The following is a 23,745-nucleotide window of genomic DNA, read 5'->3' on the forward strand; positions in this document are numbered from 1 at the left end:
GGAGGTGGGGCTGCGCCCGCGCGACCGCCCGCAGCGGCGGCCGTGGGGGCGGGGTGCCGCCCCACGGGGGAGTTCGAGGGGTGCCGCCCCTGTCAGACCCCGCAGAACTCGTCCGCCCCCTGCCAGAAGCGGAACAGGTTGAAGCCGCAGTACGTGTCGATCTCCTCGATGCACAGGAAGCCCAGCACCGAGTCGATCATGTCGAAGAAGACGCCGTTCACGGACGGCACCCACAGCAACGCGAACACGAACAGCAGCCCGAACGGGGCGAACGGCTCGACCTGGCGGCGGACCGCGTGGGAGAGCCACGGCTCGATCACGCCGTAGCCGTCCAGCCCCGGCACCGGCAGGAAGTTCAGGATCGCCGCCGTGACCTGCAGCAGCGCGAGGAACGCCAGCGCGAACCGGAAGGCGGGCGGCACGCCGTCCAGGGCGCCCAGCCAGAACGGCGCCGTGCAGATCACAGCGAACAGCACGTTGGTCAGCGGCCCCGCCGCCGAGATCAGGCTGTGCCGCCACCGCCCCCGGATCCGGCCGCGCTCGATGAACACCGCCCCGCCCGGCAGACCGATCCCGCCCATGATCACGAACAGCACGGGCAGCACGATGCTCAGCAGCGCGTGCGTGTACTTCATCGGGTTCAGCGTGAGATAGCCCTTCGCGCCGACCGAGATGTCCCCGCCGTGCAGGGCGGTGCGCGCGTGCGCGTACTCGTGCAGGCACAGTGACACGACCCACGCGGACGTCACGAACAGGAACACCGCGAGCCCCGGCTCGGCCGCGAACCCCGTCCAGGTGGCCCAGCCGGTGACCGCCGAGACGGCCAGGATGCCCAGGAAGACCGGACTGACCCTCCGGTCGCTGGGACGGGTGGCGGCGGTGGTCATGGAACTCCCTGTACCGAGAAGAGCGCGCGGGCCTGCCCGACCGTACCCGTACCCGCCGCGCCAGGAAAACGCTTCGCGCGGGGGCCCGGTTCCGTGCAGGGTGAGGACGCCCCTGCACCCGGCCCGCGCGTCGCCGGCGTCCGGCACCGGAGAGAATGGACCCCGTGCGCTACCGCATCCTCGGCACCACCCAGGCAGTCCGCCCCGACGGCACCGTCGTCCCCGTGGGCGGGGCACGGTTGCGCGCCCTGCTGACCGTGCTCGCCCTGCGGGCCGGCCGCACCGTGCCGGTGGGCCTGCTGGTCGAGGAGGTCTGGGACGGCGACCCGCCCGCCGACGCCACCGGCGCGGTGCAGGCCCTGGTGGGACGGCTGCGCCGGGTGCTGGGCGCGGACGCGGTCGCCTCCGCCGACGGCGGCTACCGGCTCACCGCCGCCCCCGACGACGTCGACCTGCACCGCTTCGAGCGGCTGGCCGGCGAGGGCCTGCGCGCCCTGGGCGACGGCGACCCCGCCAAGGCGGCCACCGTGCTCGACGACGCCCTCGCCCTGTGGCACGGCGGCCCCGCGCTGCCCGGCCTGCCCGACCGCACCGCCGAGGCGGCCCGTGCGGAGACCCGGCACCTGGACGTGCTGCGCGCCCGCCACACCGCCGCCCTGGCCCTCGGCGACGCCGAGCAGTCCCTTCCCGAGCTCACCGCCCTCTGCGACAGCCACCCCCTGGACGAACCGCTCCAGACGCTGCGGCTGCGCGCCCTGCGCGACACCGGCCGCACCGCCGAGGCGCTCGCCGCCTACGAGGAGGTGCGCCGGCTGCTCGCCGACCGCCTCGGCTCCGACCCCGGCGCGGAACTGCGCGCACTGCACGCCGAGTTGCTCAGGCTCGGGACGCCCGAACCGCCCGCGCGGCCGGGCGGCGGCACGCCCGGCAACCTCCGCGCCCGGCTCACCTCGTTCGTCGGCCGGGAGGCGGACATCGAGGCGATCCGCGCCGACCTGTCGGCCGCCCGTCTGGTGACGCTCCTCGGCCCGGGCGGGGCGGGCAAGACCCGGCTGTCCCAGGAGGCCGCCGAGACCGTACGGGCCGCCCATCCCGACGGCGTGTGGCTCGCCGAACTCGCCCCCGTGGACGACCCCGGCGCCGTGCCGGAGGCGGTCCTCACCGCCGTCGGCGCCCGCCAGACCGTGCTGTACGGCACCGGCGCGGAGGGCATGCGGGCCGTCACCGACCGGCTCAGCGACCCCGTGGACCGGCTCGCCGAGCACTGCGAGCCCCGCCGGATGCTGCTGATCCTCGACAACTGCGAGCACGTCGTCGAGGCCGCCGCACGCCTGGTGGAGACGCTCCTCGAACGCTGCCCCGGCCTCACCGTCCTCGCCACCAGCCGTGAACCCCTCGGCGTGCGCGGCGAGTCGCTGCGCCCCGTGGAGCCGCTGCCCGAACCGGTCGCGCTGCGCCTGCTCGCCGAGCGCGGGGCCGCCGCCCGCCCCGGCTTCCGCACCGACGACGACCCGGAAGCCTGCGCCGAGATCTGTCGCCGCCTGGACGGCCTGCCCCTCGCCATCGAACTCGCCGCCGCCCGGCTGCGGATGCTCACCCCGCGCCAGATCGCCGACCGGCTCGACGACCGCTTCCGCCTCCTCACCTCCGGCAGCCGCACCGCCCTGCCCCGCCAGCAGACCCTGCGGGCCGTCGTCGACTGGTCCTGGGAACTGCTCGACGCCGGCGAACGCGACGTGCTGTGCCGCCTGTCCGTCTTCGCGGGCGGCTGCGACCTCACCGCCGCCGAGGCCGTGTGCGGCCCCGCCGCCCTCGACGCGCTCGGCTCCCTCGTCGACAAGTCCCTGGTGGTGGCCGCCCCGTCGGGCGACGGCGGTATGCGCTACCGGCTGCTGGAGACGGTCGCCGAGTACGCGGGCGAACGCCTCGACGAGACCGGCGGACGCGACGACGCCGAACGCGCCCACCTGACGTACTACCGCGAACTCGCCCGCACCACCGAGCCGTTGCTGCGCGGCCCGCGCCAGGTGGAGGCCGTCGCCAGACTGGAGCGCGAGTACGAGAACCTGCGCACCGCGCTGCGGCACGCCGTCGCCCGGCGAGACGAGCAGGAGGCGCTCTGCATCGTCCTGTCCCTGGTCTGGTACTGGCAGATGCGCGACCTGCGCATCGAGGCCCGCAACTGGTGCAGGGAGGTCATGGCGCTCGCCCCCGACCCGTTCACCGAACCGGTGCGGCCGGCCGCACCGCTGTGGCAGCGCTGCACCGACCAGCCGCCCCCGATGTCGGGCGAGGTCCTCGCCGAGGCCCGCCGCGGGGCGCACCTGGCCCATCTCGCCCAGATGGACACCGAGCTGGACGACTGGCAGACCCCGCAGGCCCAGCACCGGCTGCGGCTGGTCTCCGCGACGTACGAGCCGGGACTGCCGCAGGTGTGCCGCCCGCCCGGCCTGCTGTGGACGTTCGCCGTGATGCTCACCGGCGACATGGAGCGGCTGCGCGAGGTGGTGGACGCGGCGATCCGGACCTGCCGCGAGACCCCCGGTTACGAGTGGGAACTGGCCTGCAACCTCCAGTTGCGCGCCAACTTCCTCGCCAACCGCAGCGACTGGGCCGGCGACGCCCGCCGCGACGCCGACGAGGCCCTGGAGATCCACCGGCGTCTCGGCGACACGTGGGGGGTCGCCGAGGCGCTCTCCGCGCGCGGCGAGGCCCAGGAACGCGCGGGGGCCTACCGGGAGGCCGCCGCCGACTACCAGGCGGCCATCGAGCACGCCGAACGCCTCGGCGCCCGCTCCCACACGGCCGTGCTCACCGCCCGGCTCGGCGACGCGCTGATCGAGGCGGGCGACACCGAGCGGGGCGAGCGGCTGCTGCGCGAGGTCATCGACAGCACCCGCGGCCGGCACGTCGAGGCGCTGCCCGCCGCCCGGCTGTTCCTCGTCGGCTGGCTGTGCGTCAGCGGACGCACGGCGGAGGCCCGCGAGCATCTGCGGGCGCTGCGAGAGGAGTTCCGCCTCGCCCACTACGTGGTCTTCGACGCGTTCATCCTCGGCGCCGAGGCCTACATCGAGGTGGCCGAGGGCGACGACGAGCGGGGGCTCGACACCGTCAGGGAGGCGATGCGGCAGGCGAACGACCCGCTGGTCGCCGCCATGGCCCCGCACCTGCGCGCCTCGTACGTCGTCCTGGCCGCCGCGGCCCTCGCCGGGCTGGACGGCGGCCGGCACGCCCGGGACGCGGCCCGCTGCCTGGGCGCCGCCGACTCCTGGCTGCCCGAGGGACACGCGCCCGGCCTCGTGGAGCGCACGGCCCGCGCCCGCGCCGAGGCCCGGATCCGCCAGGCACTGGACGAGGCCGTCTACGAGGCCGCGTACGCGGAGGGCGACGGCCTCTCCCCGGAGGAGGCCGTCGCCCTGCTCGACCCGGCGTGAGATCAGGTCTTCGTACGGAACTTGTGGATGGCGACCGGCGCCATCACCGCCGTGATCCCGACGGACCAGGCGAGCACCATCCACAGGTCGTGCGCGACCGGGCCGCCGACCATCAGCCCGCGGGCGGAGTCGGCCAGCGCGGACAGCGGGTTGTACTCGGTGAAGTTCTGCAGCCAGCCCGGCATCGACTGCGTCGGCGCGAAGATCGACGAGCCGAACTGCAGCGGCATCAGCACCAGGAAGCCCATCGCCTGCACCGACTGGGCGTTCTTCATCACCACGCCCAGCGTGAGGAAGATCCACATCAGGGCCGAGCCGAACACCGTGGACAGGCCCACGGCGGCGAACAGCCCCGGCCAGTTGGTGATGTCGAACCCGACCAGCACCCCCACGACCATCAGGATCGTGGTGGCGATCAGCATGCGCACCAGCTCGACGGAGATCTTGGCGAACAGCACCGAACCGCGCCCGATGGGCAGCGACCGGAAGCGGTCCATCACGCCGGTGTTGAAGTCCTGGTTGAACCCGGTGCCCACCCCCTGGGCCATGTTCATGCCCATCATGGCCATCAGGCCGGGCACGATGTACTGCACGTACGCCTCCTGGCCGCCGCCCAGGGCCTGCCCGATCGAGCCGCCGAAGACGTACACGAACAGCAGGGTGAAGACGACCGGGAAGAGCACGGCGTCGAACATCGACTCCGGGTCCTGCCGGATCCACAGCAGGTTGCGGCGGACCAGCGCCCCGGTGTGACGCAGATGGGCCCGCGGCGAGATCCGCGCGTCCGAGCGGACGCCGGCGGCGGGAGCAGCGGTGGCGGCGCTCATACGGCGACGGCCTCCTCGGACGTGTCGGCGGGCAGGGTGTCCTGCGGGGCACTGGCGCGGTGGCCGGTGAGCGACAGGAACACCTCGTCCAGGCTGGGCAGTTCGGTGGTGACGGAGTTCAGCGTGACGCCGCGCGCGGTGACCGCGCCGACCACGGCGGTCAGCTGCTCGTCGCTCAGCACGGGGACCAGCACCGCGCCCCGTTCGGCGTCCACGGTGGTGCCGGCCAGGCCGGTGATCCCCAGCTCGTCGAGGGCGGCGGCGAGCGGGCGCAGCTGGAGCGGGTCGGCCGGGCGGATCCGCAGCGTGCGGCCGCCCACCCGGGCCTTCAGCTCCTCGATGCCGCCGCCGGCGATGACCTTGCCGCGGTCCACCACGGTCAGCTCCGAGGCGAGCTGCTCGGCCTCCTCCATGTACTGGGTGGTCAGCAGCACCGTCACTCCGTCGCCGACCAGCCGCTTCACCTCGTCCCACACCTCGTTGCGGGTGCGCGGGTCCAGGCCCGTGGTGGGCTCGTCCAGGTACAGCACGGCCGGGCGGCCGATCATCGAGGCGGCCAGGTCGAGCCGGCGGCGCATACCGCCGGAGTAGGTGCCGGCCGGGCGCCGGGCGGCCTCGGTGAGCGAGAACCGCTCCAGCAGCTCGTCGGCGCGGCGCCGTGCCTCCTTGCGCGGCAGGTCCAGCAGCCGCCCGATCAGGTACAGGTTCTCCCAGCCGGACAGCTTCTCGTCCACGGAGGCGTACTGTCCGGTCAGCCCGATCACCCGGCGCAGCTGCCGGGGCTGGCGGACCACGTCGTACCCGGCGACGGTGGCGTGCCCGGCGGTCGGGGCGAGCAGCGTGGACAGGACGCGCACCAGCGTGGTCTTGCCGGCCCCGTTCGGCCCGAGCACCCCCATCACGGTCCCCTCGGCCACGTCCAGGTCGACCCCGTCGAGGGCCTTGGTCTCCCCGTAGTGCTTGACCAGCCCCCGGACGGTCACGGCGCTCCCCGCGCCCCCCGTTCGTTCGTCGTATCGCGTCATGTCCCCGACGATCCCAGCGCCCGCCGACAAAGCCCCGACAGAGCGCCGACACCCCGCCGGCACGGCGCGCGGACGCCTGTCGGCGCGGTGTCGGCGCGGTGTCGGCGCGGGCCCGGGAAAGGCGACGGCCCGCCGACGGGGGAAGATCGGCGGGCCGTCGTGGTGGTGCGGCAGTGGCTCACAGGGGTGTACGCGGTGGCTCACGCCACCCGGGCGCGGGTCAGTGCACGGAGTGCTCCTCCTGCGGGAAGGACCCGGCGACCACGTCCTCGGCGAACGCCTTCGCCGCCCCGGTCATCACGTCCCGCAGGTCCGCGTACTGCTTGACGAACTTCGGCACGCGGCCGCCGGTCAGCCCCAGCATGTCGGTCCACACCAGCACCTGGGCGTCCGTCTCGGGTCCCGCGCCGATCCCGACCGTCGGGATGTGCAGCGTGCGGGTCACCTCGGCGGCCAGCTCGGCCGGTACCAGCTCCAGGACCACCGCGAACGCGCCCGCGTCCTGCACGGCCTTCGCGTCCCGCAGCAGCTGCTGCGCGGCCTCCTCGCCACGGCCCTGCACCCGGTAGCCCATGGCGTTCACCGACTGCGGGGTCAGCCCGATGTGGGCCATCACGGGGATACCGGACTCCACCAGCAGCTCGATCTGCCGGTGCGAGCGCTCCCCGCCCTCCAGCTTCACGGCGCCGACCCCGGCCTCCTTCACCAGCCGGGTCGCCGAGCGCAGCGCCTGCACCGGACCCTCCTGGTAGGAGCCGAACGGCAGGTCGCCGACGATCAGGGCGCGCGAGGTGCCCCGGACGACGGCGGCGGCCAGCATGGTCATCTCGTCGAGGGTGACGGGCACGGTGGTGTCGTACCCGAGGTGGCAGTTGCCCGCGGAGTCGCCGACCAGCATCACCGGGATGCCGGCCTCGTCGAACACGGAGGCGGTCATCGCGTCGTACGCGGTGAGCATGGGCCACTTCTCGCCGCGTTCCTTGGCGAGGGCGATGTCCCGGACAGTGATGCGGCGCGTGCCCTTGCCCCCGTACAGCGTCTTGCCGCCGGAGGAGGAACCGGGCGTCCCGGTCTGGGCAGCCGAAAGCTGCGTCATGGATCCGTCTCCCAACACGTCATCTCGAGGCGCCCTGACGGCGTCCCCGGACCACGTCCATGGTGGCACCTCTCCCGGCGGAGGGCCAGAGGCGGCCCGGCGCACCCGCCCACACCCGGCGTGCCCCATCACACTGGGGCAAACTCGGACAACACACCCTCGATACGAGACGGTCTCGTATCGGAACTTCCTACGCTGGGCCGCATGACTTCTCCTGCCGCCCCAGCCCGCCGGATCCCGGAAGCCGTGCACCGGCGCCGCTGGGTGATTCTCGGCGTGCTGATGATGAGCCTGCTGATCGTCGTCCTGGACAATTCGATCCTGAACGTCGCCATCAAGACGATCTCCACCCCCGCCCCCACCGGCCTGGGTGCCACCCAGAGCCAGCTGGAGTGGGCCATCAACGCCTACACGCTCGTCTTCGCCGGGCTGCTCTTCACCGCAGGGCTGCTGGGTGACCGGCTCGGCCGCAAGAAGGTGCTGATCGGCGGTCTCGCTGTGTTCGGCGCCGGCTCGGCCCTCGCCGCGTTCTCCGGATCCCCCGCCGAGCTCATCGTTTTCCGCGCGGTGATGGGCCTGGGCGCGGCGTTTGTCATGCCGGCCACCATGGCCGTCCTGATGCACGTCTTCGAGCGCGACGAGCAGCCCAGGGCCATCGGCATCTGGACCGGCGGAGTGGGCCTGGCCATCGCCATCGGCCCGATCACCGGCGGACTGCTCCTCGACCACTTCTGGTGGGGCTCGGTCTTCCTCGTCAACGTGCCCATCGTCGCCCTCGCCGTCGCCCTGATGCTGTGGCTGGTCCCCGACTCCCGTGATCCGAAGCCCGGCCGGATCGACCCCGTCGGTGTCGTGCTGTCCGTGGCCGGTCTGGTCCTGCTGGTGTACGGGATCATCAGGGGCGGCCAGCTGGCCGACTTCACCGACGTCACCGTGCTGGCGACGACCGGCGCCGGTCTCGCCGTGCTGTCCGCGTTCGTGGTGTTCGAGAAGCGCAGCGATCACCCGTCCGTCGACATCTCGGCCTTCCGGAACAAGGTGTTCTCCGCCTCGATCACCGCGATCGCGCTGGTCTTCTTCGCCCTCCTGGGCGTGACTTTCTTCACGGTGTTCTACCTGCAGAGCGTGCGCGGCCACTCGCCGCTGGAAACCGGCCTGCTGATGCTGCCGCTGGCCGCGACCCAGCTGCTCTTCGCGCCCCGTGCCCGCCTCATGGTGGACCGCGTCGGCAGCAGGATCACCACGGCCGCTGGCCTGGTGGTGCTCGCGGCGACGCTGGCCGCGTTCGCGCTCCTGGACAGGGCTACGCCCCTCTGGTTCCTGGAGGTCGTCTTCTTCCTGATGGGCACCGGCATGGCCTACGTGATGACGCCGGTGAGCGTCGTCGTCATGCAGGCCCTGCCGCGCGAGAAGGCCGGCTCCGCCTCCGCGCTCAGCAACACCTTCCGCCAGGTCGGCGGCGCCCTCGGCATCGCCGTCCTCGGCTCGGTGCTGTCCACCGCCTACCGCACCGACATCGAGGGGGCGCTGGGCCCGGTGCCGCCCGGAGCCCGGCACGCGGCCGGCGAGTCCATCGAGGCCACCCTGGCCGTGGCGGACCGGCTGGGCCCGCGCGGCGAGCCCCTGGCCGACGCGGCCGCCGACGCCTTCCTGTACGCCATGCACGTCACTGCGCTGTGGGGGGCGGCCGTGGCGGTGCTGGGCGCGGTCGTTGTCGCTGTCTTCCTGCCAGGCCGCACACCGGCGCCGGAAGGCGACGGCCGGGACCGGGCGTTGGTGACGGCGGCGGACTGAGAAGCCACGGGCCGGCGGACCGTCGCCGCCGCCCACAGGGGAGAATCACCACAACCCAGCGAGAGGATCCGACGACGTGAGCCCGGCCGGTACCGGCCCTCCGTATCAGGTGCCCGCGCGGGGCCGTCCCCGCAGCAAGGCGGCCGAGCGCGCGATCATCGAGGCGGTGATGGGGCTCCTGGAGGACGGCGTGCCCCTCGCGGAGCTCTCCATCGAGCGCATCGCCCGCACCGCGGGCGTCGGCAAGGCAACCATCTACCGCCGCTGGATCGGCAAGGAGGAACTCTTCGTCGACGTCATACGCGCCGCGGAACCCCCGGACCCCGACCTGCCCGGCACCTCCGTGCGTGACGACCTCGTCGTCCTGCTGGAGTCCCTGCGACTGCGCGGCCTGGCCGGCAGGAGCCCGGCACTCCTGCACAACGTGCACGCCCAGATGAAGAGCAGCCCCGTCCTCTGGGCGGCGTACCACGACACCGTCCTCCAGCCGCGCCGCAGGCTCGGCCTGGAGGTGCTGCGCCGGGGCCGGGAGAACGGCGAACTGCGCGACGACGTCGACCTGGAGCTGCTCAACGACATCGTCGTGGGCCCTCTTCTCGTCCGCACGGTCCTGACCCCCGACGCCGGCCTCCCGGACGACCTCGCCGAACGCGTGGTGGACACCCTCCTGGAGGGCCTGCGCCCGTCATGACGGGCCGGGATGTGCGGGTTTCGTCACAGACGCCACCCCGGTCACGCGCTCGAGGAACTGCTCGCGCGGCCCTGCACGTCATCGCTTCCGTAGGGCCGCCGGGCGGCGGCAGGAACGGAACCGATCATCCCCTAGGGTCTTACGGGGGCGACGGTGTGTGCACGGCAGTTTGTGAGGCAACGAAATGGCGCAGCAGGCGTACATGACGGAGACGGACGACGGGCGCCAGGGCCCCCGGACCCCGGCCTCCCGGTTGCGGCGCCTGCTCCATCGGCTGGGCGCCCTGCGCGGCGACCGCGGCATCTGGCGCCGGGGCTGGGTGGTGGCCGTCTGCGCGCTCCTGCTGGCGGTGTTGATGCTGGCCCACGCGCACGTCCCGAACGCCGTCGGCAACCTGGGCAGCCTGCTGGAGACGTTCCTGCCGTGGCTGGGCCTGTTCGTGCCGGTGCTGCTGGTGCTGGCCCTCGTCCGCCGCTCGGCGACGGCGATGGTCGCGACGGTCCTCCCGGTGGTCGTGTGGCTCAACCTGTTCGGCGGTCTGCTCAGCGACAAGAACGCCTCCGGCGGCGATCTGACGGTGGCCACGCACAACGTCAACGCCGAGAACCCGGACCCGTCCGGCACCGCCCGCGAGGTGGCCGCCGCGGGCGCGGACGTGCTGGCGCTGGAGGAGCTGAAGGCCTCCGAGGTGCCTGCCTACCGGGCGGCGCTGTCGGACACGTACGACCACCACGCGGTGGTCGGCACGGTCGGCCTGTGGTCCAAGTACCCGCTGAGCGACGTGCGGTCGGTGGACATCCGGCTGGGCTGGCAGCGGGCCATGCGCGCCACCGTGGACGCGCCGGCCGGCCGGGTCGCGGTGTACGTCGCGCACCTGCCGTCGGTGCGGGTGAAGCTGGAGGCCGGGTTCACGGCCCGTCAGCGCGACAAGAGCGCCGACGCGCTGGGCGAGGCCATCGCGGACGAGCCGCTGGACAACGTGGTCCTGCTCGGCGACCTCAACGGCACGATGAACGACCGCTCCCTGAAGGCGGTCACCTCCCAGATGCGCTCCACCCAGGGCGCGGTGGGCAGCGGATTCGGCTTCAGCTGGCCGGCATCGTTCCCGATGGCGCGGATCGACCAGATCCTGGTCAGGGGCGCCGAGCCGGAAAGCTCCTGGACGCTCCCGCCGACGGCGAGCGACCATCTGCCGATAGCGGCACGGCTGCGGATCACCGGCACCGCGGAGTGACCCGCGGGCCGGGACCCGGAGACACGACGGCGGGCGGGGCGCGGAACACCGCACCCCGCCCGCCGTCGTCGTACCGGACCTACACCTCGGGCGGCAGACCCTCGCGCCAGCCGTTGGTGATGGGCAGACGGCGGTCCTTGCCGAAGCCCTTCGGTGAGATCTTGGTGCCCGGCGGGTACTGACGCCGCTTGTACTCCGCCCGGTCCACCATCCGCAGCGTCTTCTCGACCAGCTCGCGGTCGTAACCGGCCTCGACGATCTCGTCCGCGCCCTTGTCCTGGTCCACGTACAGCGCCAGGATCGCGTCCAGTACCGGGTAGTCCGGCAGCGAGTCCGTGTCCACCTGGCCCGGACGCAGCTCCGCGCTCGGCGGCTTGGAGATCGAGTTCTCCGGGATCGGCGGCGTCTCGCCCCGCTCCTCGGCCGCGCGGTTGCGCCACCGCGCCAGCCGGAACACCACCGTCTTGTACACGTCCTTGATGGGCCCGTACGCGCCGACCGAGTCGCCGTACAGCGTCGAGTAGCCCACCGCCAGCTCGGACTTGTTGCCCGGGGCCAGGACGATGTGGCCCTCCTGGTTGGAGATGGCCATCAGCATCGTGCCGCGCAGCCGCGACTGGAGGTTCTCCTCCGCCAGGCCGGTCAGCTCCAGCGACCCCATGTACGCGTCGAACATCCGCTCGATCGCCACCGTGCGGAAGTTCAGCCCGGTGCGCCGCGCCAGCTCCGCGGCGTCGCTCTTCGAGTGGTCGGAGGAGTACTTCGACGGCATGGAGACGCCGTACACGTTCTCCGGGCCGACCGCGTCACAGGCGATCGCGGCGACCAGCGCCGAGTCGATGCCGCCGGACAGCCCGATCAGCACCGAACGGAACCCGTTCTTGCGCACGTACGCCCGCAGGCCCACGACCAGCGCGGAGTAGACCTCCGCGTCGTCGTCGAGGCGCTCCGCGTAGCCGCCGGTGTGCTCCGGCTCGTACGCGGGCACCGGGTCCTCGGACAGCACGACCCGCTCGATGCGCAGCCCGTCGTCCACCACGCCCTGAGGCGCGTCGGCCGCCGCGGCCGGCAGGTCCAGGTCGACCAGCAGGCACGTCTCGGAGAACTGCGGGGCGCGCGCGACGACTTCGCCGTCCGCGTCGACGACGATCGAGTCGCCGTCGAAGACCAGGTCGTCCTGCCCGCCCATCATCGCCAGGTACGCGGTGGTGCAGCCGGCCTCCTGCGCCCGCTTGCGCACCAGCTCCAGCCGTGTGTCGTCCTTGTCCCGCTCGTACGGCGAGGCGTTCACCGACAGCAGCAGCCCGGCCCGCGCCGAACGTGCCGCCGGCACCCGGCCGCCGTCCTGCCACAGGTCCTCGCAGATGGCCAGGGCGACGTCCACGCCGTGCACCCGCACCACCGGCAGGGTGTCGCCGGGCACGAAGTAGCGGAACTCGTCGAAGACGCCGTAGTTCGGCAGGTGGTGCTTGGCGAAGCTCAGCACCACCTCGCCCCGGTGCAGCACGGCCGCCGCGTTGCGCGGGGCGCCCGCGGGCTGGCCGTACTTCGGCTGGGCGGCGGCGCTGCGGTCCAGGTAGCCGACGACCACCGGCACGTCACCGAGGCCCTCGTCCGCGAGGCGCGCGGCGAGGGCGCGCAGGGACGCCCGGGAGGCCTCCACGAAGGACGACCGCAGGGCGAGGTCCTCGACCGGATACCCGGTCAGCGCCATCTCGGGGAACGCCACGAGGTGCGCCCCCCGCCCGGCGGACTCCCGGGTCCGGCGGACAATCGTTTCCGCGTTGCCGGCGAGATCGCCGACGGTCGAGTCGATCTGATTCAGGGCGAGTCGTAGTTGAGGCACCCGGCCAGTGTAATCGTCAGAGCGACGCGATGTAGGGCGGCAGGACCGCGGATCCGCCGCCCCGGCCCGTCCGGCGTCCCTCCGTCACGGCCGCGCGGCCGCTCCCCGCGCCTTCAGCATCCCCGCCATCAGCCGGATCTCCGACTCCTGGCCCTCGACCATCCCGCTCGCGAGCCGCTTGCCGGTGTCCACCTCGCAGGCGCGCACACAGCCCTCCGCCATGTGCACACCGCCCCGGTGATGCCTCGTCATCAACTGGAGGTAGAAGACCTCCGCCTGCCTGCCGTTCAGCCGGCCGAGCCGCTCCATCTCCGCGTCCGTCGCCATGCCCGGCATCAGCGCGCCGTCCTCGCCGGCCGCCGCGTCACCCATCCCCATCCAGGTCATGGGCGGGTCGGCGGACACCTTCGGCAGCTCCCACAGGTCGAGCCAGCCCAGCAGCATGCCCCGCTGGTTGGCCTGGGTCTGGGCGATGTCGTAGGCGAGCCGCCGCACCTCCTCGTCGTCGGTGCGGTCGCGCACGACGTACGACATCTCCACGGCCTGCTGGTGGTGGACCGCCATGTCCCGGGCGAACCCGGCGTCCGCGGAGTCCGCCGCCGGGACGGGCAGGGCGCGCTCCTCCTCGCCGGCCGCCGAGGCCACCGCCCACCCGGCAGCCGCGCCGACGGCGAGCACCGCCGCCACCGCCCCGGCGGCCAGGGCGGGGCGTCTCACTTCGACAGCCCGCCCGTGCAGGCCGCACCCGGCTCGGGCGTCTGCTGCCCCTGCACGAACTTCTCCAGGAACGCGTCCACGGCCGGGTCGGCGGCGCCGGTCACCGTGCGCTGGTGCCCCCACGCGGTCAGCACGATCGGGTCCTTCTGCCCGTCGACCGGGCTCATCAGCGTGTACGGCGTCTTCTCCACCTTCGCCGCGAGCGCCTCCACGTCGGCCTTCGGCGCGTCGCCGTTGTACGTCACCCACACCGCGCCGTGCTCCAGGGAGTGGACCGCGTTGGTCGCGTTGATCTCGTCCTCGTAGACGTCCCCGTCGCAGTTCATCCACACGGGGTTGTGGTCGCCGCCCACGGGAGGCGTCACCGGGTAGTCGACGGACCTGGTGACGTGCTCGCGGCCCAGCGTGCCCTTCCACGCCCGCACGCCGTCCGCGTCCGTGACGAACTTGCCCGCGCTCTTCGCGTCGTCCGCCGCGCTGCTGCCGCCGTCGTCCGACTGCGACCGGACCAGCACCACCCCGCCGGCGACCAGGCCCGCGACGACCACCACGGAGGCGGCGACGACGAGTATCCGGTTGCGGCGCTCGCGGGCCTGCTCGGCGCGCCGCATCTCCTCTATGCGTGCCGTGCGTGCCGCGCTGCTCTTCTTGGCGGAGCCCATGGAGGTGCCCTTCGGGTCGGAGGAGAGGGGGCCGGAGTGGTGATCGGGTCAGCTGATCGTAATGGGGGAGCCGGGAGAGTCGTAGGGGGCGGCGGCGACCGGACGGGCCCGGGCGGATCCGGTCCAGGTCCGGCCGAAAATTTTGAGCCAGGATTCCGATTACCTACGCTGCCGGTATGCGGCTGCTGCGCTCCACCGACCTCGCCCTGCGGGTCCTCATGCGCCTCGCCGTGGCCGGCGACACCAATCCGACCACCCGGGACGTCGCGGCGGCCATGGACGTGCCGTACACCCATGCGGCGAAGGTCGTCGCCGAGCTCCAGCACATGGGGCTGCTCACCGCCCGGCGCGGCCGGGGCGGCGGCCTGTCCCTCACCGAGAAGGGCCGCGGGGCCTCCGTGGGGGGTCTGGTCCGCGCCTTCGAGGGCGAGGGGGACGTCGTCGACTGCGACGGCGCCGCCTCCACCGCTCCCTGCCCCCTGCGCTCCGACTGCCGGCTGCGCGGCGCGCTGCGGCGGGCCCAGGAGGCGTTCTACGTCTCGCTGGACCCGCTGACGGTCGCCGACCTCACCGCGGACCCGACCGGACCCCTGCTGCTGGGCGTCCCGCGCGTCCGCTGACGGCCCGCCCGCTCACCGCGCGAGCCAGAGGTCCGGTCCGAACACCTCGTAGTGCACGTCCGCCGGGGCCACCCCCTTGGCGATCAGCTGCTCGCGGACCCCGCGCATGAACGGCAGCGGACCGCACAGGTACGCGCGCGTGCCGGGCGCGACCGGCACGTCCGCGAGGTCCACGTACCCGGCGCCCGCGCCCGCCGGGACGTCCCGCTCGTACCAGAACCGCACGGTGGCGTCCGGCAGCTTCGCCGCGTAGGCCTCGTGGTCCGTGCGCAGGGCGTGGTCGGCGGGGGAGCGGTCACCGTGCACGACGGTGACCGGGGCGCGGTGCCCGGAGTTCGCGAGGTGCCCGAGCATCGCGACCATCGGGGTCACGCCGATCCCGGCGGAGGCCAGGAGCAGCGGGGTGTCGTCGTCGGCGTCCAGCACCAGGTCGCCGTACGCCTCGGACAGCTCCAGGACGTCGCCCACGCGGACGCGCGCGTGGAGGTGGGAGGACACCTCGCCGTCGGGCGCCGGGCCCTCGTGGACCCGCTTGACGCTGAACTGCCGCAGGTCCGGGCCGGGCGCGCCGGAGAGGCTGTACTGCCGTATCTGGCGGGCGCCGTCCGCGAGCGGGACCCGCACGGAGACGTACTGGCCCGGACGGAAGCCGCGCACCGGGCCTCCGTCGGCCGGACGCAGCCGGAAGGTCACCACGTCGGCGGTCTCGGTGACCCGCTCGACGACCTCCCAGGGCCGCCAGGCCGCCCCGCCCCTCTCCTCGTGGAGCCGCTTCTCGACGGCGGTCAGGGCGTTCGCCATCAGCCAGTAGACCTCGTCCCAGGCGGCGGCGACCTCGGGTGTGACCGCGTCGCCCAGCACCTCGGCGATGGCGGCGAACAGGTGCTCGTGGACGATCGCGTACTGGTCCGGGGTGACGCCGAGGGAGGCGTGCTTGTGGGCGATGCGCGACAGCATCGCGTCGGGCCGGCCGTCGGGGTGGTCCAGCAGGTGCGAGGCGAACGCCGCGATGGAGCCCGCGAGGGCCTGGCGCTGGGTGCCGGCGGCCTGGTTGCCGCGGTTGAACAGGTCGCGCAGCAGCTCGGGGCGGGCGGTGAACATCCCGGCGTAGAAGCGCTCGGTGATCTCGCCGAGGGACGCGCCCACGGCGGGAAGGGTGGCGCGGACGGTGGCGGCGGACTGCTCGGACAGCATCGGGTCTCCTCGTGGCTCGGACGCCTGTGCCCTCATTAAACTTGCATCACAGACTCCAATTTGAGCGGGGGGGTGTTTCACGGGACGGGCCGACCGGACCGGGGGAGGGGACCGGCCGGACCGGGGGGAGGGGGGCCGGCCGGCCCCGGGGGAGGGATCCGGAGCCCGCCCGCTGTCGTGGCGGCCGCTCCGACCGGGCAAGATGAGCGGAGGAGCCGTGCGTCCGACGGCCCCGGCGGTTCAGGCCGCGGCCGGTCGCCCGACCGGGCCCGGCAACGCGTATGAAACGCTGGTGTGGTGGGATGCACGAGTGCCGGACCGTCTCCCGGGGGCCGGGAGGAACGGGCGGCCTGACCGGCAGGAATGGGGAAGCGGAAGATGGACAAGCAGCAGGAGTTCGTGCTCCGGACGTTGGAGGAGCGCGACATCCGGTTCGTACGCCTGTGGTTCACCGACGTCCTGGGCTTCCTCAAGTCCGTGGCCGTCGCCCCGGCCGAGCTCGAGCAGGCCTTCGACGAGGGCATCGGCTTCGACGGCTCCGCCATCGAGGGCTTCGCCCGCGTGCACGAGTCCGACATGATCGCCAAGCCGGACCCGTCGACCTTTCAGATCCTGCCCTGGCGCGCCGAGGCGCCCGGCACGGCCCGGATGTTCTGCGACATCCTCATGCCGGACGGCTCCCCGTCCTTCGCGGACCCGCGCTACGTCCTCAAGCGCGCCCTCGCCCGCACCTCCGACCTGGGCTTCACCTTCTACACCCACCCGGAGATCGAGTTCTTCCTGCTGAAGGACAAGCCGGTCGACGGCAGCCGTCCGACCCCGGCGGACAACTCCGGCTACTTCGACCACACCCCGCAGAACGTCGGCATGGACTTCCGCCGCCAGGCGATCACCATGCTGGAGTCGATGGGCATCTCGGTGGAGTTCTCCCACCACGAGGGCGCCCCCGGCCAGCAGGAGATCGACCTGCGCTACGCGGACGCGCTGTCCACGGCGGACAACATCATGACGTTCCGCCTGGTCATGAAGCAGGTGGCGCTGGAGCAGGGCGTGCAGGCGACGTTCATGCCGAAGCCGTTCTCCGAGCACCCCGGCTCGGGCATGCACACCCACCTCTCCCTCTTCGAGGGCGACCGCAACGCCTTCTACGAGTCAGGCGCGGAGTACCAGCTCTCCAAGGTGGGCCGCTCCTTCATCGCGGGGCTGCTGCGGCACGCGGCGGAGATCTCCGCGGTCACCAACCAGTGGGTCAACTCCTACAAGCGCATCTGGGGCGGCACCGAGCGCACGGCCGGCGCGGGCGGCGAGGCCCCCTCGTACATCTGCTGGGGCCACAACAACCGCTCGGCCCTGGTCCGCGTGCCCATGTACAAGCCCGGCAAGACCGGCTCGGCCCGCGTGGAGGTCCGCTCCCTCGACTCCGGCGCCAACCCGTACCTGGCCTACGCCCTGCTTCTCGCGGCCGGCCTCAAGGGCATCGAGGAGGGCTACGAGCTCCCGCCGGGCGCCGAGGACGACGTCTGGGCCCTCTCCGACGCGGAGCGCCGCGCCCTCGGCATCGAGCCCCTCCCGCAGAACCTGGGCGAGGCGCTCACCCTGATGGAACGCAGCGACCTGGCCGCCGAGACCCTCGGCGAGCACGTCTTCGACTTCTTCCTGCGCAACAAGAAGCAGGAGTGGGAGGCGTACCGCTCGGAGGTCACGGCGTTCGAGCTGAAGAACCTGCTGCCGGTGCTGTGAGCGCAGGCTGAGGCCTGCACCCTCCTCGGGACGGACGCCACGGGGCCGACGGTCGACACGACCGCCGGCCCCGTTCGTGTACCCGACGACCCGGGTCGTCACCCCATCGTCTTCGCCCCGTCCAGCGCCTCCCGGATGATGTCCGCGTGGCCCGCGTGCTGGGACGTCTCGGCGAGGATGTGCAGCAGCACCCGGCGCGCGCTCCACTCGGGCTGACCCTCGAACCACGGCGCCTTCGGCAGCGGCCACGACGCGTTCAGGTCGGGGAGGCCGGCGACGACCTCCTCGGTGCGGCGGGCCACCTCCGCGTACGCGTCCAGGACGCCGGCCAGCGTCTCGCCGGGCAGCATCTTGAACTCGTCGGCCCGGCGCGCCCAGTCCTCCGGCGTCATGTCGTTGAAGTCGGGCCTCGACGAGGGTCCCTCCAGGATGAAGTCCACCCAGCTCCGCTCGGCCGCGGCGACGTGCTTGATCAGGCCGCCCAGGCACAGCTCGCTCACCGTCGTCCGCAGGCCCGCCTGCTCGTCGGTCAGGCCGCGGGTGGTGAGCCGCAGGAACTCCCGGTGCCTGGCGAGCACCACCAGCAGGTCGGCGCGCTCGTCCGCGACGGCGGGGGCCTCGGCGGACTGGTCGGTGGTCGGCTGGTTCACGGTCATGGTCTCCGCCTTCATCGGTCAGTTCGGTGATCTCGTGCGCTGCGTGCCGTACGCGTCCGGCGCGACGAGAGACACGTTAGGAGCCATGTAGGTCAGATCAGGTCCTAGTCACGGCGTCCGCCGAGACGTCATCCGGAAGCCTCCGCTCCGTTCTCGTGCGGAACCTTGCCAGCCCGCTGCCGCGCCTCTACTGTCGCGACACACAGACAGAAAGCGCTTTCTCAATCGATGGGTCAGGCCCACCCCGTCCTCCCTCATCGATCTCACTGACATGCCCATGACAGTTCCCCGTGACAGTGAACGACGAAAGGCGAAACGACCATGAGACGAGCAGTCGCCGTGCGGCTCTCCGCGTTACTGGCAGCCGGGGCCCTCACGGCCGCCGCCGGCGTGGCGCTGTCCACGACCACCGCGTCCGCCGCCACCGGAGGGGTGACCGGCTACGCGACCCAGAACGGCGGAACCACCGGCGGGGCGGGCGGGCAGACGGTCCGCGCCACCACCGGCACCGCCATCCACCAGGCTCTCTGCAGCCGGGCCAGCAGCTCCACCCCGATCACCATCCAGGTCGAGGGCACGATCAACCACGGCAACACCACCAAGGTGTCCGGCTCCAGCTGCAACACCGCCGCCGACAGGATCGAGCTGAAGCAGATCAGCAACGTCACCATCGTGGGCGTCGGGAACGGGGCGGTCTTCGACCAGCTGGGCATCCACATCCGCGAGGCCGCCAACATCGTCATCCAGAACGTGACGGTCAGGAACGTCAAGAAGTCCGGCTCGCCCACGTCGAACGGCGGCGACGCCATCGGCATGGAAAGCGATGTCAGGAACGTCTGGGTGGACCACGTCACGCTGGAGGCGTCCGGCGGTGAGTCCGAGGGCTACGACGGCCTGTTCGACATGAAGGACAACACCCAGTACGTGACGCTCTCGTACAGCGTCCTGCGCAACTCCGGGCGCGGCGGCCTCATCGGCTCCAGCGAGAGCGACCGCTCCAACGGGTACGTGACCTTCCATCACAACCTGTACGAGAACATCGACTCCCGTGCGCCCCTGCTGCGCGGCGGCATCGCGCACATGTACAACAACCACTACAAGCGGCTGAACGAGTCCGGCATCAACTCCCGCGCCGGCGCCCGCGCCAAGGTGGACAACAACTACTTCGAGGACTCCAAGGACGTCCTCGGCACCTTCTACACCAGCGAGGCCGGCTACTGGCAGGTCGGCGGCAACGTCTTCGACAACGTCACCTGGTCCTCGCGCAGCGGCGACCACAACCCGGCCGGCCCGAACCCCACGTCGAACACCTCGGTGAGCATCCCGTACGACTTCACCCTGGACGGGGCGAACTGCGTGCCGGGCGTGGTCGCGCAGACGGCGGGCGCGGGCAAGGGCCTGAAGGTGTCGGACGGCAGCTGCACCCCGCAGAGCCCGGACCCGACCGACCCCGGCCCGACGGACCCGGGTGAGCCGACCGACCCCGGTCCCACCGACCCGCCCGCCGGCGCCAACCTGAGCCTCGGCGCGGGCGCCGACGGCTCCTCCAAGGCCTCCGGCACCAGCTACGGCAACGTGATCGACGGCAACACGAGCACCTACTGGTCGCCGTCCGGCTCGACCGGCTCGGTATCGGTGAAGTGGGGCTCCGCCACCACCGTGTCGAAGGCCGGCATCCGCCTGGCCTCGGGCTCCGGCACCATCGGCGCGTACCGCCTGCTCAACCACGACACGGGCGCGGTCCTGGCCTCCGGCAGCGGAGCAGGGACGGTCAGCTTCTCCCCGGCCTCCCTGAAGAAGATCACCCTCGAGATCACCAACGCCTCCGGCACCCCGCGCATCGCGGAGTTCGAGACGTACGCGAACTGATCCCCCCCCCGGGGGCGGCCGCGACGGCGGCGGCCCCCGGAACGCCCCGGCTCCTGACGCGTCTGCGTGAGGGGACACGACGGGGTACTCGGAGAACATGTTCTTCTTCTTCAGCAACCGGGTCGGCTGTCTCGGGTCGTTGGCCATCAGCCTGGTGGCCACGCTGGTACTGGTCCTGATCTTCGTCCTCTGACCCGCGGGCGGCCCGATGCCGCCCTGCCCACCCGGCTGCGTCCCGTGCGCCCGCGACACGGAACGCACCCGAGCAGGCGTCTGCCCCGGCCGCGCGGCCGGGGCAGACGCCTGCTCCGTGGTGTGCCGGGCTCAGCCGGGCGGGCGGGAGCGGTTCTGCGCCTCGTCCTTGAGGGCGCGGCCGGAGTCCTGCGCCTGCTCGGTGACCTGGCCGGCCTGGCCGCGTGCCTCCTCCTGGGTGGTGCGGGCCGCCTGCTGGGCGGTGCCCTTGACCTCCGCGGCGGCACTCTGGGTGGCCTCCACGGCACCTTCCTTCAAGTGCTGGGCCGACTCCGTGGCTGCCTCCTTCACCGGTTCCAGCGCCTCGGCGCCGCGCTCCATCAGCTCGGACGCCTTCTGCTGCTCCTTCTCGGAGGCGGGCACCATCGAGGCGGCCAGCAGGCCGAGGCCGAAGGCGACCAGCCCCGCGGCGATCGGGTTGCCCTGCGTCTGACGCCGGGCCGCCTCGGGCGTCTGCTGGACGGCCTGTCCGGCCTGCTCGGCCACCTCGCGCGCCGTGTCCGCCGCCCGCTCGGTGCCCTCCTGCACGGTGGCGGCCGCGGAGCCCGCCGCCGACTGCACGGTTCCGGCCGTCGAGCCGGCCGCCGACTGCACCGAGCCGGCCGCGGACCGGGCGGTGCCGGCCATGCCGTGTGCCGTGTTCGAGGCCGTGCCCATGACGCGGTCACGCATGCCCGTCACCGTACGGCGCACCCTCGCCTTGCGACGGTGGGCCATGCGACGCGGGCTGGCCCGGTCGGCGAGCCGGTCCACGTCCGCGGTCAACTGGTTCCGCGTGGCCGCTATCTCGGCCCTCATTTGGTCGGGTGACGTGCCCATTCCGCGTCCTCCTTCAGCGTCTGGACGGTGTACTCGGGCTTCGGCGAGACGGTTCGCATCCCCGTGCGGCCCTTCTGGAACAGCACGGCCGCGGCGATCGCCCACAGCGCGGCGACGATCAGCGCGGCCCAGCCCTCGTCCATCACCTGGGCCAGGCCGAACACGGCCGCCAGCGACAGGAACAGCAGGACCATGTAGCCGGCGAAACCGGCGCCGCCGAACATCCCGGCAGCCTTGCCGGCCTTGACGCCCTCTTCCTTGAGCTCGGCCTTGGCCAGCTCCAGCTCCTGACGGAAGAGCGTCTGGAGGTCGGAGGTGATCTGTGAGAGCAACTGGCCCGTGGACTCCTCCGGAACCGCCGCCGGTTCGGCCGTGCGGGCCCGGGACAGGGGTGACATCGTGGCCATCTCACGCCTCCGGGAAGGTACGGCCCGGGGTGCCGGCGGGCGGCGTGCCCAGGCTCGGAGCGGACGCTGCGGGAGGCGGCGTCATGGCCGGTACCGTCCCGACCGGCGGTGTCAGCTCGCCCTGGCCCGGCGCCGCGTCGGCCTGGGCCCGGCCGTTCCCGCTCTGCGATGCCGCCTGTGTCACCTTCGCCAGGCGTCCCACGGCCAGTCCCGCGAGCAGAGCACCGCCGAGGAAGGCGCCGGGACGCCGTCGGGCGAAGCTCTGCAGGTCGGTGACGAGACCTTCGACGCCCTGCCGCTCCAGATAGTCGGCCGCACGCTGTCCCCGGTCCCCGGCCCTGGCCGCCAGGCTGCGGGCGGGGGAGTCGCTCTCGGCGTGCGCGGCCAGCTCGGTGAGGTCGGTCGCCCACTGCCGCAGCGTGCCGGCGGCCCGCCGGGTCTGCCCGTCCGCCTCCTCGACGGCGCGGGTCCGCAGGTCCTGGACGACCGTGCCGGCCTGGTCCCGTGCCTCGCCCACGACGGCACGTGCCTGTTCCGCCGCGGTCCCGGCGACCTGTCCGGCGGCCTGCCTGGCCTGTCCGGCCGTCGCGGAGGTCTCTGCTTTCACCTTCTCCCCGGTGCTGCCGGAGCCGGTTCCTACGGACTCACTCATCGGCGTGTTCCCCTCATCGAGTGTGTGCGTGCGGCCCGTGCCCCCCCGTGGGCCCGGTGTGGGCCGGAGGTCGCGCTCCGGGCCGCACACGTGGCCGTCCGTTCACTGCACGGGTGGCCCTTTAAGTCGGTTTGACACACTTTGAGGAGATTGATGTCGTGGCGCCCGTCACCGGGCGGAACCCACCGGGAAGCGGCGGCGGCACCTACTGCTGCGCCTGCTCCGACAGGAGCTTGTGCAGCGGCTCCGTCGCGCGGCGGCGGTACTCCTGGACCGCCCAGCCGTTGCCGTCGGGGTCCGTGAAGTGCATGAACGTGGCGCCGTCGGAGTCGGCGTAGCGGACCGGCTCGGAGATCTCCAGGCCGCGCGCGACGAACTCCGCGTGGGCCTTCCCGATGTCGGCGACGCAGAGCTGGAGGCCCTGGTAGGCGCCGGGGGCCGGGGTGGGGCCGGGGGTCATCTCCCAGAGCGTCTCGCCGAGGGCGATAGAGCAGCCGGAGCCGGGCGGGGTCAGCTGGACGATGCGCATGCCCGGCATGACCTCCTGGTCGATGTCGACGTGGAAGCCGACCTTGTCCCGGTAGAAGTCCCGGGCCCGGTCGATGTCGCTCACCGGCAGCGGGATCACTTCGAGGGTCATGTCCATGTGAGCCTCCGGCTCCTTGTCGGGTACAGCGTCAGACGAACCGCCACCGGGTCTGGCTGAACGGCTCCCCCTTACCGAATCCGAAAACGGTGTGCGGCGCCACCGAGAACACCACGGCGCGGCCCGGCCCGTGGTGGAAATGGCCGTCCCGGACCTCGAAGCGCCAGAAGTCGCCGTACTTCTCCTCCCACAGCGCGGCCAGACCGCGCAGCCGCGCGTCGTCCGTGACGCGTTCCGCGCGGCCCTCCACGACCACGTCGTAGCCCCGCGCCCAGGTGTTGACGCCGGTGGTCAGCACGGTGTGCGGGTTCTCGGCGAGGTTGCGGGCCTTGCGCTCCTCGGGACCGGTGCAGAAGTGCAGGGCGCCGGACGACCAGACCGCCGGGAGCGGGGTGACGTGCGGCCGGCCGTCGGGACGCACCGTGGAGATCCAGAACAGCTCCGCCTCCGAGATCAGCCGCTCCACCTCCGGCCAGGGCGGCGCTCCGGCCCGCTGGTCGCTGTAGCGGGGGTCGACCCGGCCTTCCGGCGGGGCGGGGGTGTCGGGAACGTCGGTCATGGGAACTCCTCGACGGTCGGAAGGACGCGACCGCGCAGCCGCGCTCTCCTCATCAGACCCCGCCCGGCCCCGGAATTCACCGCGGGCCGCTCCGGGGCCGTGCTCGCGTCCTCCGGTT

The 23,745-nt window shown here is 72.7% G+C and carries 21 protein-coding genes; 7 read left to right on the forward strand and 14 right to left on the reverse strand.

What is annotated here, in order from left to right; genetic code table 11:
* Positions 1–92 precede the first annotated feature (92 nt).
* On the reverse strand, positions 93–887 hold the full coding sequence (locus tag ELQ39_RS23050) for a site-2 protease family protein (protein ID WP_242593732.1): 795 nt from the start codon (positions 885–887) through the stop codon (positions 93–95).
* 155 nt (positions 888–1,042) lie between these two features.
* Between ELQ39_RS23050 and ELQ39_RS23055 the strand changes: the two genes are divergently transcribed.
* The gene (locus tag ELQ39_RS23055; protein ID WP_242593733.1) at positions 1,043–4,321 is read left to right on the forward strand and encodes a BTAD domain-containing putative transcriptional regulator; all 3,279 of its coding nucleotides are present in this window, start codon (positions 1,043–1,045) and stop codon (positions 4,319–4,321) included.
* A 2-nt stretch (positions 4,322–4,323) separates the two neighbouring features.
* Here the strand turns inward: ELQ39_RS23055 and ELQ39_RS23060 are convergent, their stop codons facing one another.
* The 3 genes from ELQ39_RS23060 to panB form a co-directional block, all read right to left on the reverse strand.
* The gene (locus ELQ39_RS23060) at positions 4,324–5,148 is read right to left on the reverse strand and encodes an ABC transporter permease (RefSeq protein WP_190000334.1); all 825 of its coding nucleotides are present in this window, start codon (positions 5,146–5,148) and stop codon (positions 4,324–4,326) included.
* Entirely contained in the window at positions 5,145–6,173 is a 1,029-nt protein-coding gene (locus ELQ39_RS23065) for an ATP-binding cassette domain-containing protein (RefSeq protein ID WP_190000333.1), read from the reverse strand. Before ELQ39_RS23065 ends, ELQ39_RS23060 begins: the two co-directional genes overlap by 4 nt.
* A 220-nt stretch (positions 6,174–6,393) precedes the next feature.
* Entirely contained in the window at positions 6,394–7,269 is an 876-nt protein-coding gene (panB, locus tag ELQ39_RS23070) for a 3-methyl-2-oxobutanoate hydroxymethyltransferase (protein WP_242593734.1), read from the reverse strand.
* Between the two features lie 204 nt (positions 7,270–7,473).
* Between panB and ELQ39_RS23075 the strand changes: the two genes are divergently transcribed.
* The 3 genes from ELQ39_RS23075 to ELQ39_RS23085 all read left to right on the forward strand — a co-directional run bounded on the left by ELQ39_RS23075 (position 7,474) and on the right by ELQ39_RS23085 (position 10,988).
* Positions 7,474–9,063: a DHA2 family efflux MFS transporter permease subunit gene (locus ELQ39_RS23075; protein WP_190000332.1), complete on the forward strand. Its 1,590-nt coding sequence runs from the start codon at positions 7,474–7,476 to the stop codon at positions 9,061–9,063.
* 76 nt (positions 9,064–9,139) lie between these two features.
* On the forward strand, positions 9,140–9,754 hold the full coding sequence (locus ELQ39_RS23080) for a TetR/AcrR family transcriptional regulator (RefSeq protein ID WP_242593735.1): 615 nt from the start codon (positions 9,140–9,142) through the stop codon (positions 9,752–9,754).
* A gap of 184 nt (positions 9,755–9,938) precedes the next feature.
* Complete coding sequence (locus ELQ39_RS23085) at positions 9,939–10,988, forward strand: endonuclease/exonuclease/phosphatase family protein (RefSeq protein WP_242593736.1); 1,050 nt, start codon at positions 9,939–9,941, stop codon at positions 10,986–10,988.
* Positions 10,989–11,067: 79 nt separating this feature from the next.
* On the opposite strand, the gene ELQ39_RS23090 is transcribed toward ELQ39_RS23085, so the two are convergent.
* From ELQ39_RS23090 to ELQ39_RS23100, 3 genes are all read right to left on the reverse strand, one after another.
* Positions 11,068–12,834, reverse strand: a complete 1,767-nt coding sequence (locus ELQ39_RS23090) for an NAD+ synthase (protein WP_242593737.1) — start codon at positions 12,832–12,834, stop codon at positions 11,068–11,070.
* A gap of 84 nt (positions 12,835–12,918) precedes the next feature.
* Positions 12,919–13,551 (reverse strand): DUF305 domain-containing protein, encoded by a 633-nt coding sequence (locus ELQ39_RS23095; protein WP_242593738.1) that lies wholly within the window; start codon positions 13,549–13,551, stop codon positions 12,919–12,921.
* Complete coding sequence (locus ELQ39_RS23100) at positions 13,548–14,213, reverse strand: DUF3105 domain-containing protein (RefSeq protein WP_190000327.1); 666 nt, start codon at positions 14,211–14,213, stop codon at positions 13,548–13,550. The genes ELQ39_RS23095 and ELQ39_RS23100 overlap by 4 nt, the downstream gene beginning before the upstream one ends.
* Positions 14,214–14,389: 176 nt before the next feature.
* On the opposite strand from ELQ39_RS23100, the gene ELQ39_RS23105 reads away from it, so the two are divergent.
* A complete protein-coding gene (locus tag ELQ39_RS23105; RefSeq protein ID WP_242593739.1) occupies positions 14,390–14,833 on the forward strand; it encodes an RrF2 family transcriptional regulator in 444 nt (147 codons plus the stop codon).
* A gap of 12 nt (positions 14,834–14,845) precedes the next feature.
* Here ELQ39_RS23105 and ELQ39_RS23110 read toward each other — a convergent pair whose 3' ends face one another.
* Positions 14,846–16,027 carry a globin domain-containing protein gene (locus tag ELQ39_RS23110; RefSeq protein ID WP_242593742.1) on the reverse strand — a complete coding sequence of 394 codons (1,182 nt, stop codon included), beginning with the start codon at positions 16,025–16,027 and terminating at the stop codon, positions 14,846–14,848.
* A 378-nt stretch (positions 16,028–16,405) separates the two neighbouring features.
* Here ELQ39_RS23110 and glnA point away from each other — a divergent pair, with 378 nt between their 5' ends.
* Positions 16,406–17,767 carry a type I glutamate--ammonia ligase gene (gene glnA / locus ELQ39_RS23115; RefSeq protein WP_190000324.1) on the forward strand — a complete coding sequence of 454 codons (1,362 nt, stop codon included), beginning with the start codon at positions 16,406–16,408 and terminating at the stop codon, positions 17,765–17,767.
* A gap of 98 nt (positions 17,768–17,865) precedes the next feature.
* Here the strand turns inward: glnA and ELQ39_RS23120 are convergent, their stop codons facing one another.
* A complete protein-coding gene (locus ELQ39_RS23120; RefSeq protein ID WP_190000321.1) occupies positions 17,866–18,423 on the reverse strand; it encodes a mycothiol transferase in 558 nt (185 codons plus the stop codon).
* Between the two features lie 321 nt (positions 18,424–18,744).
* On the opposite strand from ELQ39_RS23120, the gene ELQ39_RS23125 reads away from it, so the two are divergent.
* The gene (locus ELQ39_RS23125) at positions 18,745–20,292 is read left to right on the forward strand and encodes a pectate lyase family protein (RefSeq protein WP_190000320.1); all 1,548 of its coding nucleotides are present in this window, start codon (positions 18,745–18,747) and stop codon (positions 20,290–20,292) included.
* Positions 20,293–20,616: 324 nt separating this feature from the next.
* Here the strand turns inward: ELQ39_RS23125 and ELQ39_RS23130 are convergent, their stop codons facing one another.
* The 5 genes from ELQ39_RS23130 to ELQ39_RS23150 form a co-directional block, all read right to left on the reverse strand.
* Positions 20,617–21,363, reverse strand: a complete 747-nt coding sequence (locus ELQ39_RS23130; protein ID WP_242593744.1) for a DUF3618 domain-containing protein — start codon at positions 21,361–21,363, stop codon at positions 20,617–20,619.
* Complete coding sequence (locus ELQ39_RS23135; RefSeq protein ID WP_225626714.1) at positions 21,339–21,770, reverse strand: phage holin family protein; 432 nt, start codon at positions 21,768–21,770, stop codon at positions 21,339–21,341. The genes ELQ39_RS23130 and ELQ39_RS23135 overlap by 25 nt, the downstream gene beginning before the upstream one ends.
* A 1-nt stretch (position 21,771) precedes the next feature.
* Entirely contained in the window at positions 21,772–22,422 is a 651-nt protein-coding gene (locus ELQ39_RS23140; RefSeq protein WP_242593746.1) for a hypothetical protein, read from the reverse strand.
* Positions 22,423–22,627: 205 nt separating this feature from the next.
* Positions 22,628–23,068: a VOC family protein gene (locus tag ELQ39_RS23145; protein WP_190000316.1), complete on the reverse strand. Its 441-nt coding sequence runs from the start codon at positions 23,066–23,068 to the stop codon at positions 22,628–22,630.
* A gap of 31 nt (positions 23,069–23,099) precedes the next feature.
* Positions 23,100–23,627: a pyridoxamine 5'-phosphate oxidase family protein gene (locus ELQ39_RS23150; protein ID WP_242593749.1), complete on the reverse strand. Its 528-nt coding sequence runs from the start codon at positions 23,625–23,627 to the stop codon at positions 23,100–23,102.
* Positions 23,628–23,745: the final 118 nt, after the last annotated feature.

This window comes from Streptomyces sp. GB4-14, assembly GCF_022696125.1.
Lineage (GTDB): Bacteria > Actinomycetota > Actinomycetes > Streptomycetales > Streptomycetaceae > Streptomyces > Streptomyces werraensis.

Bases quoted from the DNA above. Each gene is read 5' to 3' on its own strand.
- ELQ39_RS23050 (WP_242593732.1), bottom strand. From the start codon at position 887: ATGACCACCGCCGCCACCCGTCCCAGCGACCGGAGGGTCAGTCCGGTC.
- ELQ39_RS23055 (WP_242593733.1), top strand. From the start codon at position 1,043: ATGGACCCCGTGCGCTACCGCATCCTCGGCACCACCCAGGCAGTCCGC.
- ELQ39_RS23060 (WP_190000334.1), bottom strand. From the start codon at position 5,148: ATGAGCGCCGCCACCGCTGCTCCCGCCGCCGGCGTCCGCTCGGACGCG.
- ELQ39_RS23065 (WP_190000333.1), bottom strand. From the start codon at position 6,173: ATGACGCGATACGACGAACGAACGGGGGGCGCGGGGAGCGCCGTGACC.
- panB (WP_242593734.1), bottom strand. From the start codon at position 7,269: ATGACGCAGCTTTCGGCTGCCCAGACCGGGACGCCCGGTTCCTCCTCC.
- ELQ39_RS23075 (WP_190000332.1), top strand. From the start codon at position 7,474: ATGACTTCTCCTGCCGCCCCAGCCCGCCGGATCCCGGAAGCCGTGCAC.
- ELQ39_RS23085 (WP_242593736.1), top strand. From the start codon at position 9,939: ATGGCGCAGCAGGCGTACATGACGGAGACGGACGACGGGCGCCAGGGC.
- ELQ39_RS23100 (WP_190000327.1), bottom strand. From the start codon at position 14,213: ATGGGCTCCGCCAAGAAGAGCAGCGCGGCACGCACGGCACGCATAGAG.
- ELQ39_RS23105 (WP_242593739.1), top strand. From the start codon at position 14,390: ATGCGGCTGCTGCGCTCCACCGACCTCGCCCTGCGGGTCCTCATGCGC.
- ELQ39_RS23110 (WP_242593742.1), bottom strand. From the start codon at position 16,027: ATGCTGTCCGAGCAGTCCGCCGCCACCGTCCGCGCCACCCTTCCCGCC.
- glnA (WP_190000324.1), top strand. From the start codon at position 16,406: ATGGACAAGCAGCAGGAGTTCGTGCTCCGGACGTTGGAGGAGCGCGAC.
- ELQ39_RS23120 (WP_190000321.1), bottom strand. From the start codon at position 18,423: ATGACCGTGAACCAGCCGACCACCGACCAGTCCGCCGAGGCCCCCGCC.
- ELQ39_RS23125 (WP_190000320.1), top strand. From the start codon at position 18,745: ATGAGACGAGCAGTCGCCGTGCGGCTCTCCGCGTTACTGGCAGCCGGG.
- ELQ39_RS23130 (WP_242593744.1), bottom strand. From the start codon at position 21,363: ATGGGCACGTCACCCGACCAAATGAGGGCCGAGATAGCGGCCACGCGG.
- ELQ39_RS23135 (WP_225626714.1), bottom strand. From the start codon at position 21,770: ATGGCCACGATGTCACCCCTGTCCCGGGCCCGCACGGCCGAACCGGCG.
- ELQ39_RS23140 (WP_242593746.1), bottom strand. From the start codon at position 22,422: ATGAGTGAGTCCGTAGGAACCGGCTCCGGCAGCACCGGGGAGAAGGTG.
- ELQ39_RS23145 (WP_190000316.1), bottom strand. From the start codon at position 23,068: ATGGACATGACCCTCGAAGTGATCCCGCTGCCGGTGAGCGACATCGAC.
- ELQ39_RS23150 (WP_242593749.1), bottom strand. From the start codon at position 23,627: ATGACCGACGTTCCCGACACCCCCGCCCCGCCGGAAGGCCGGGTCGAC.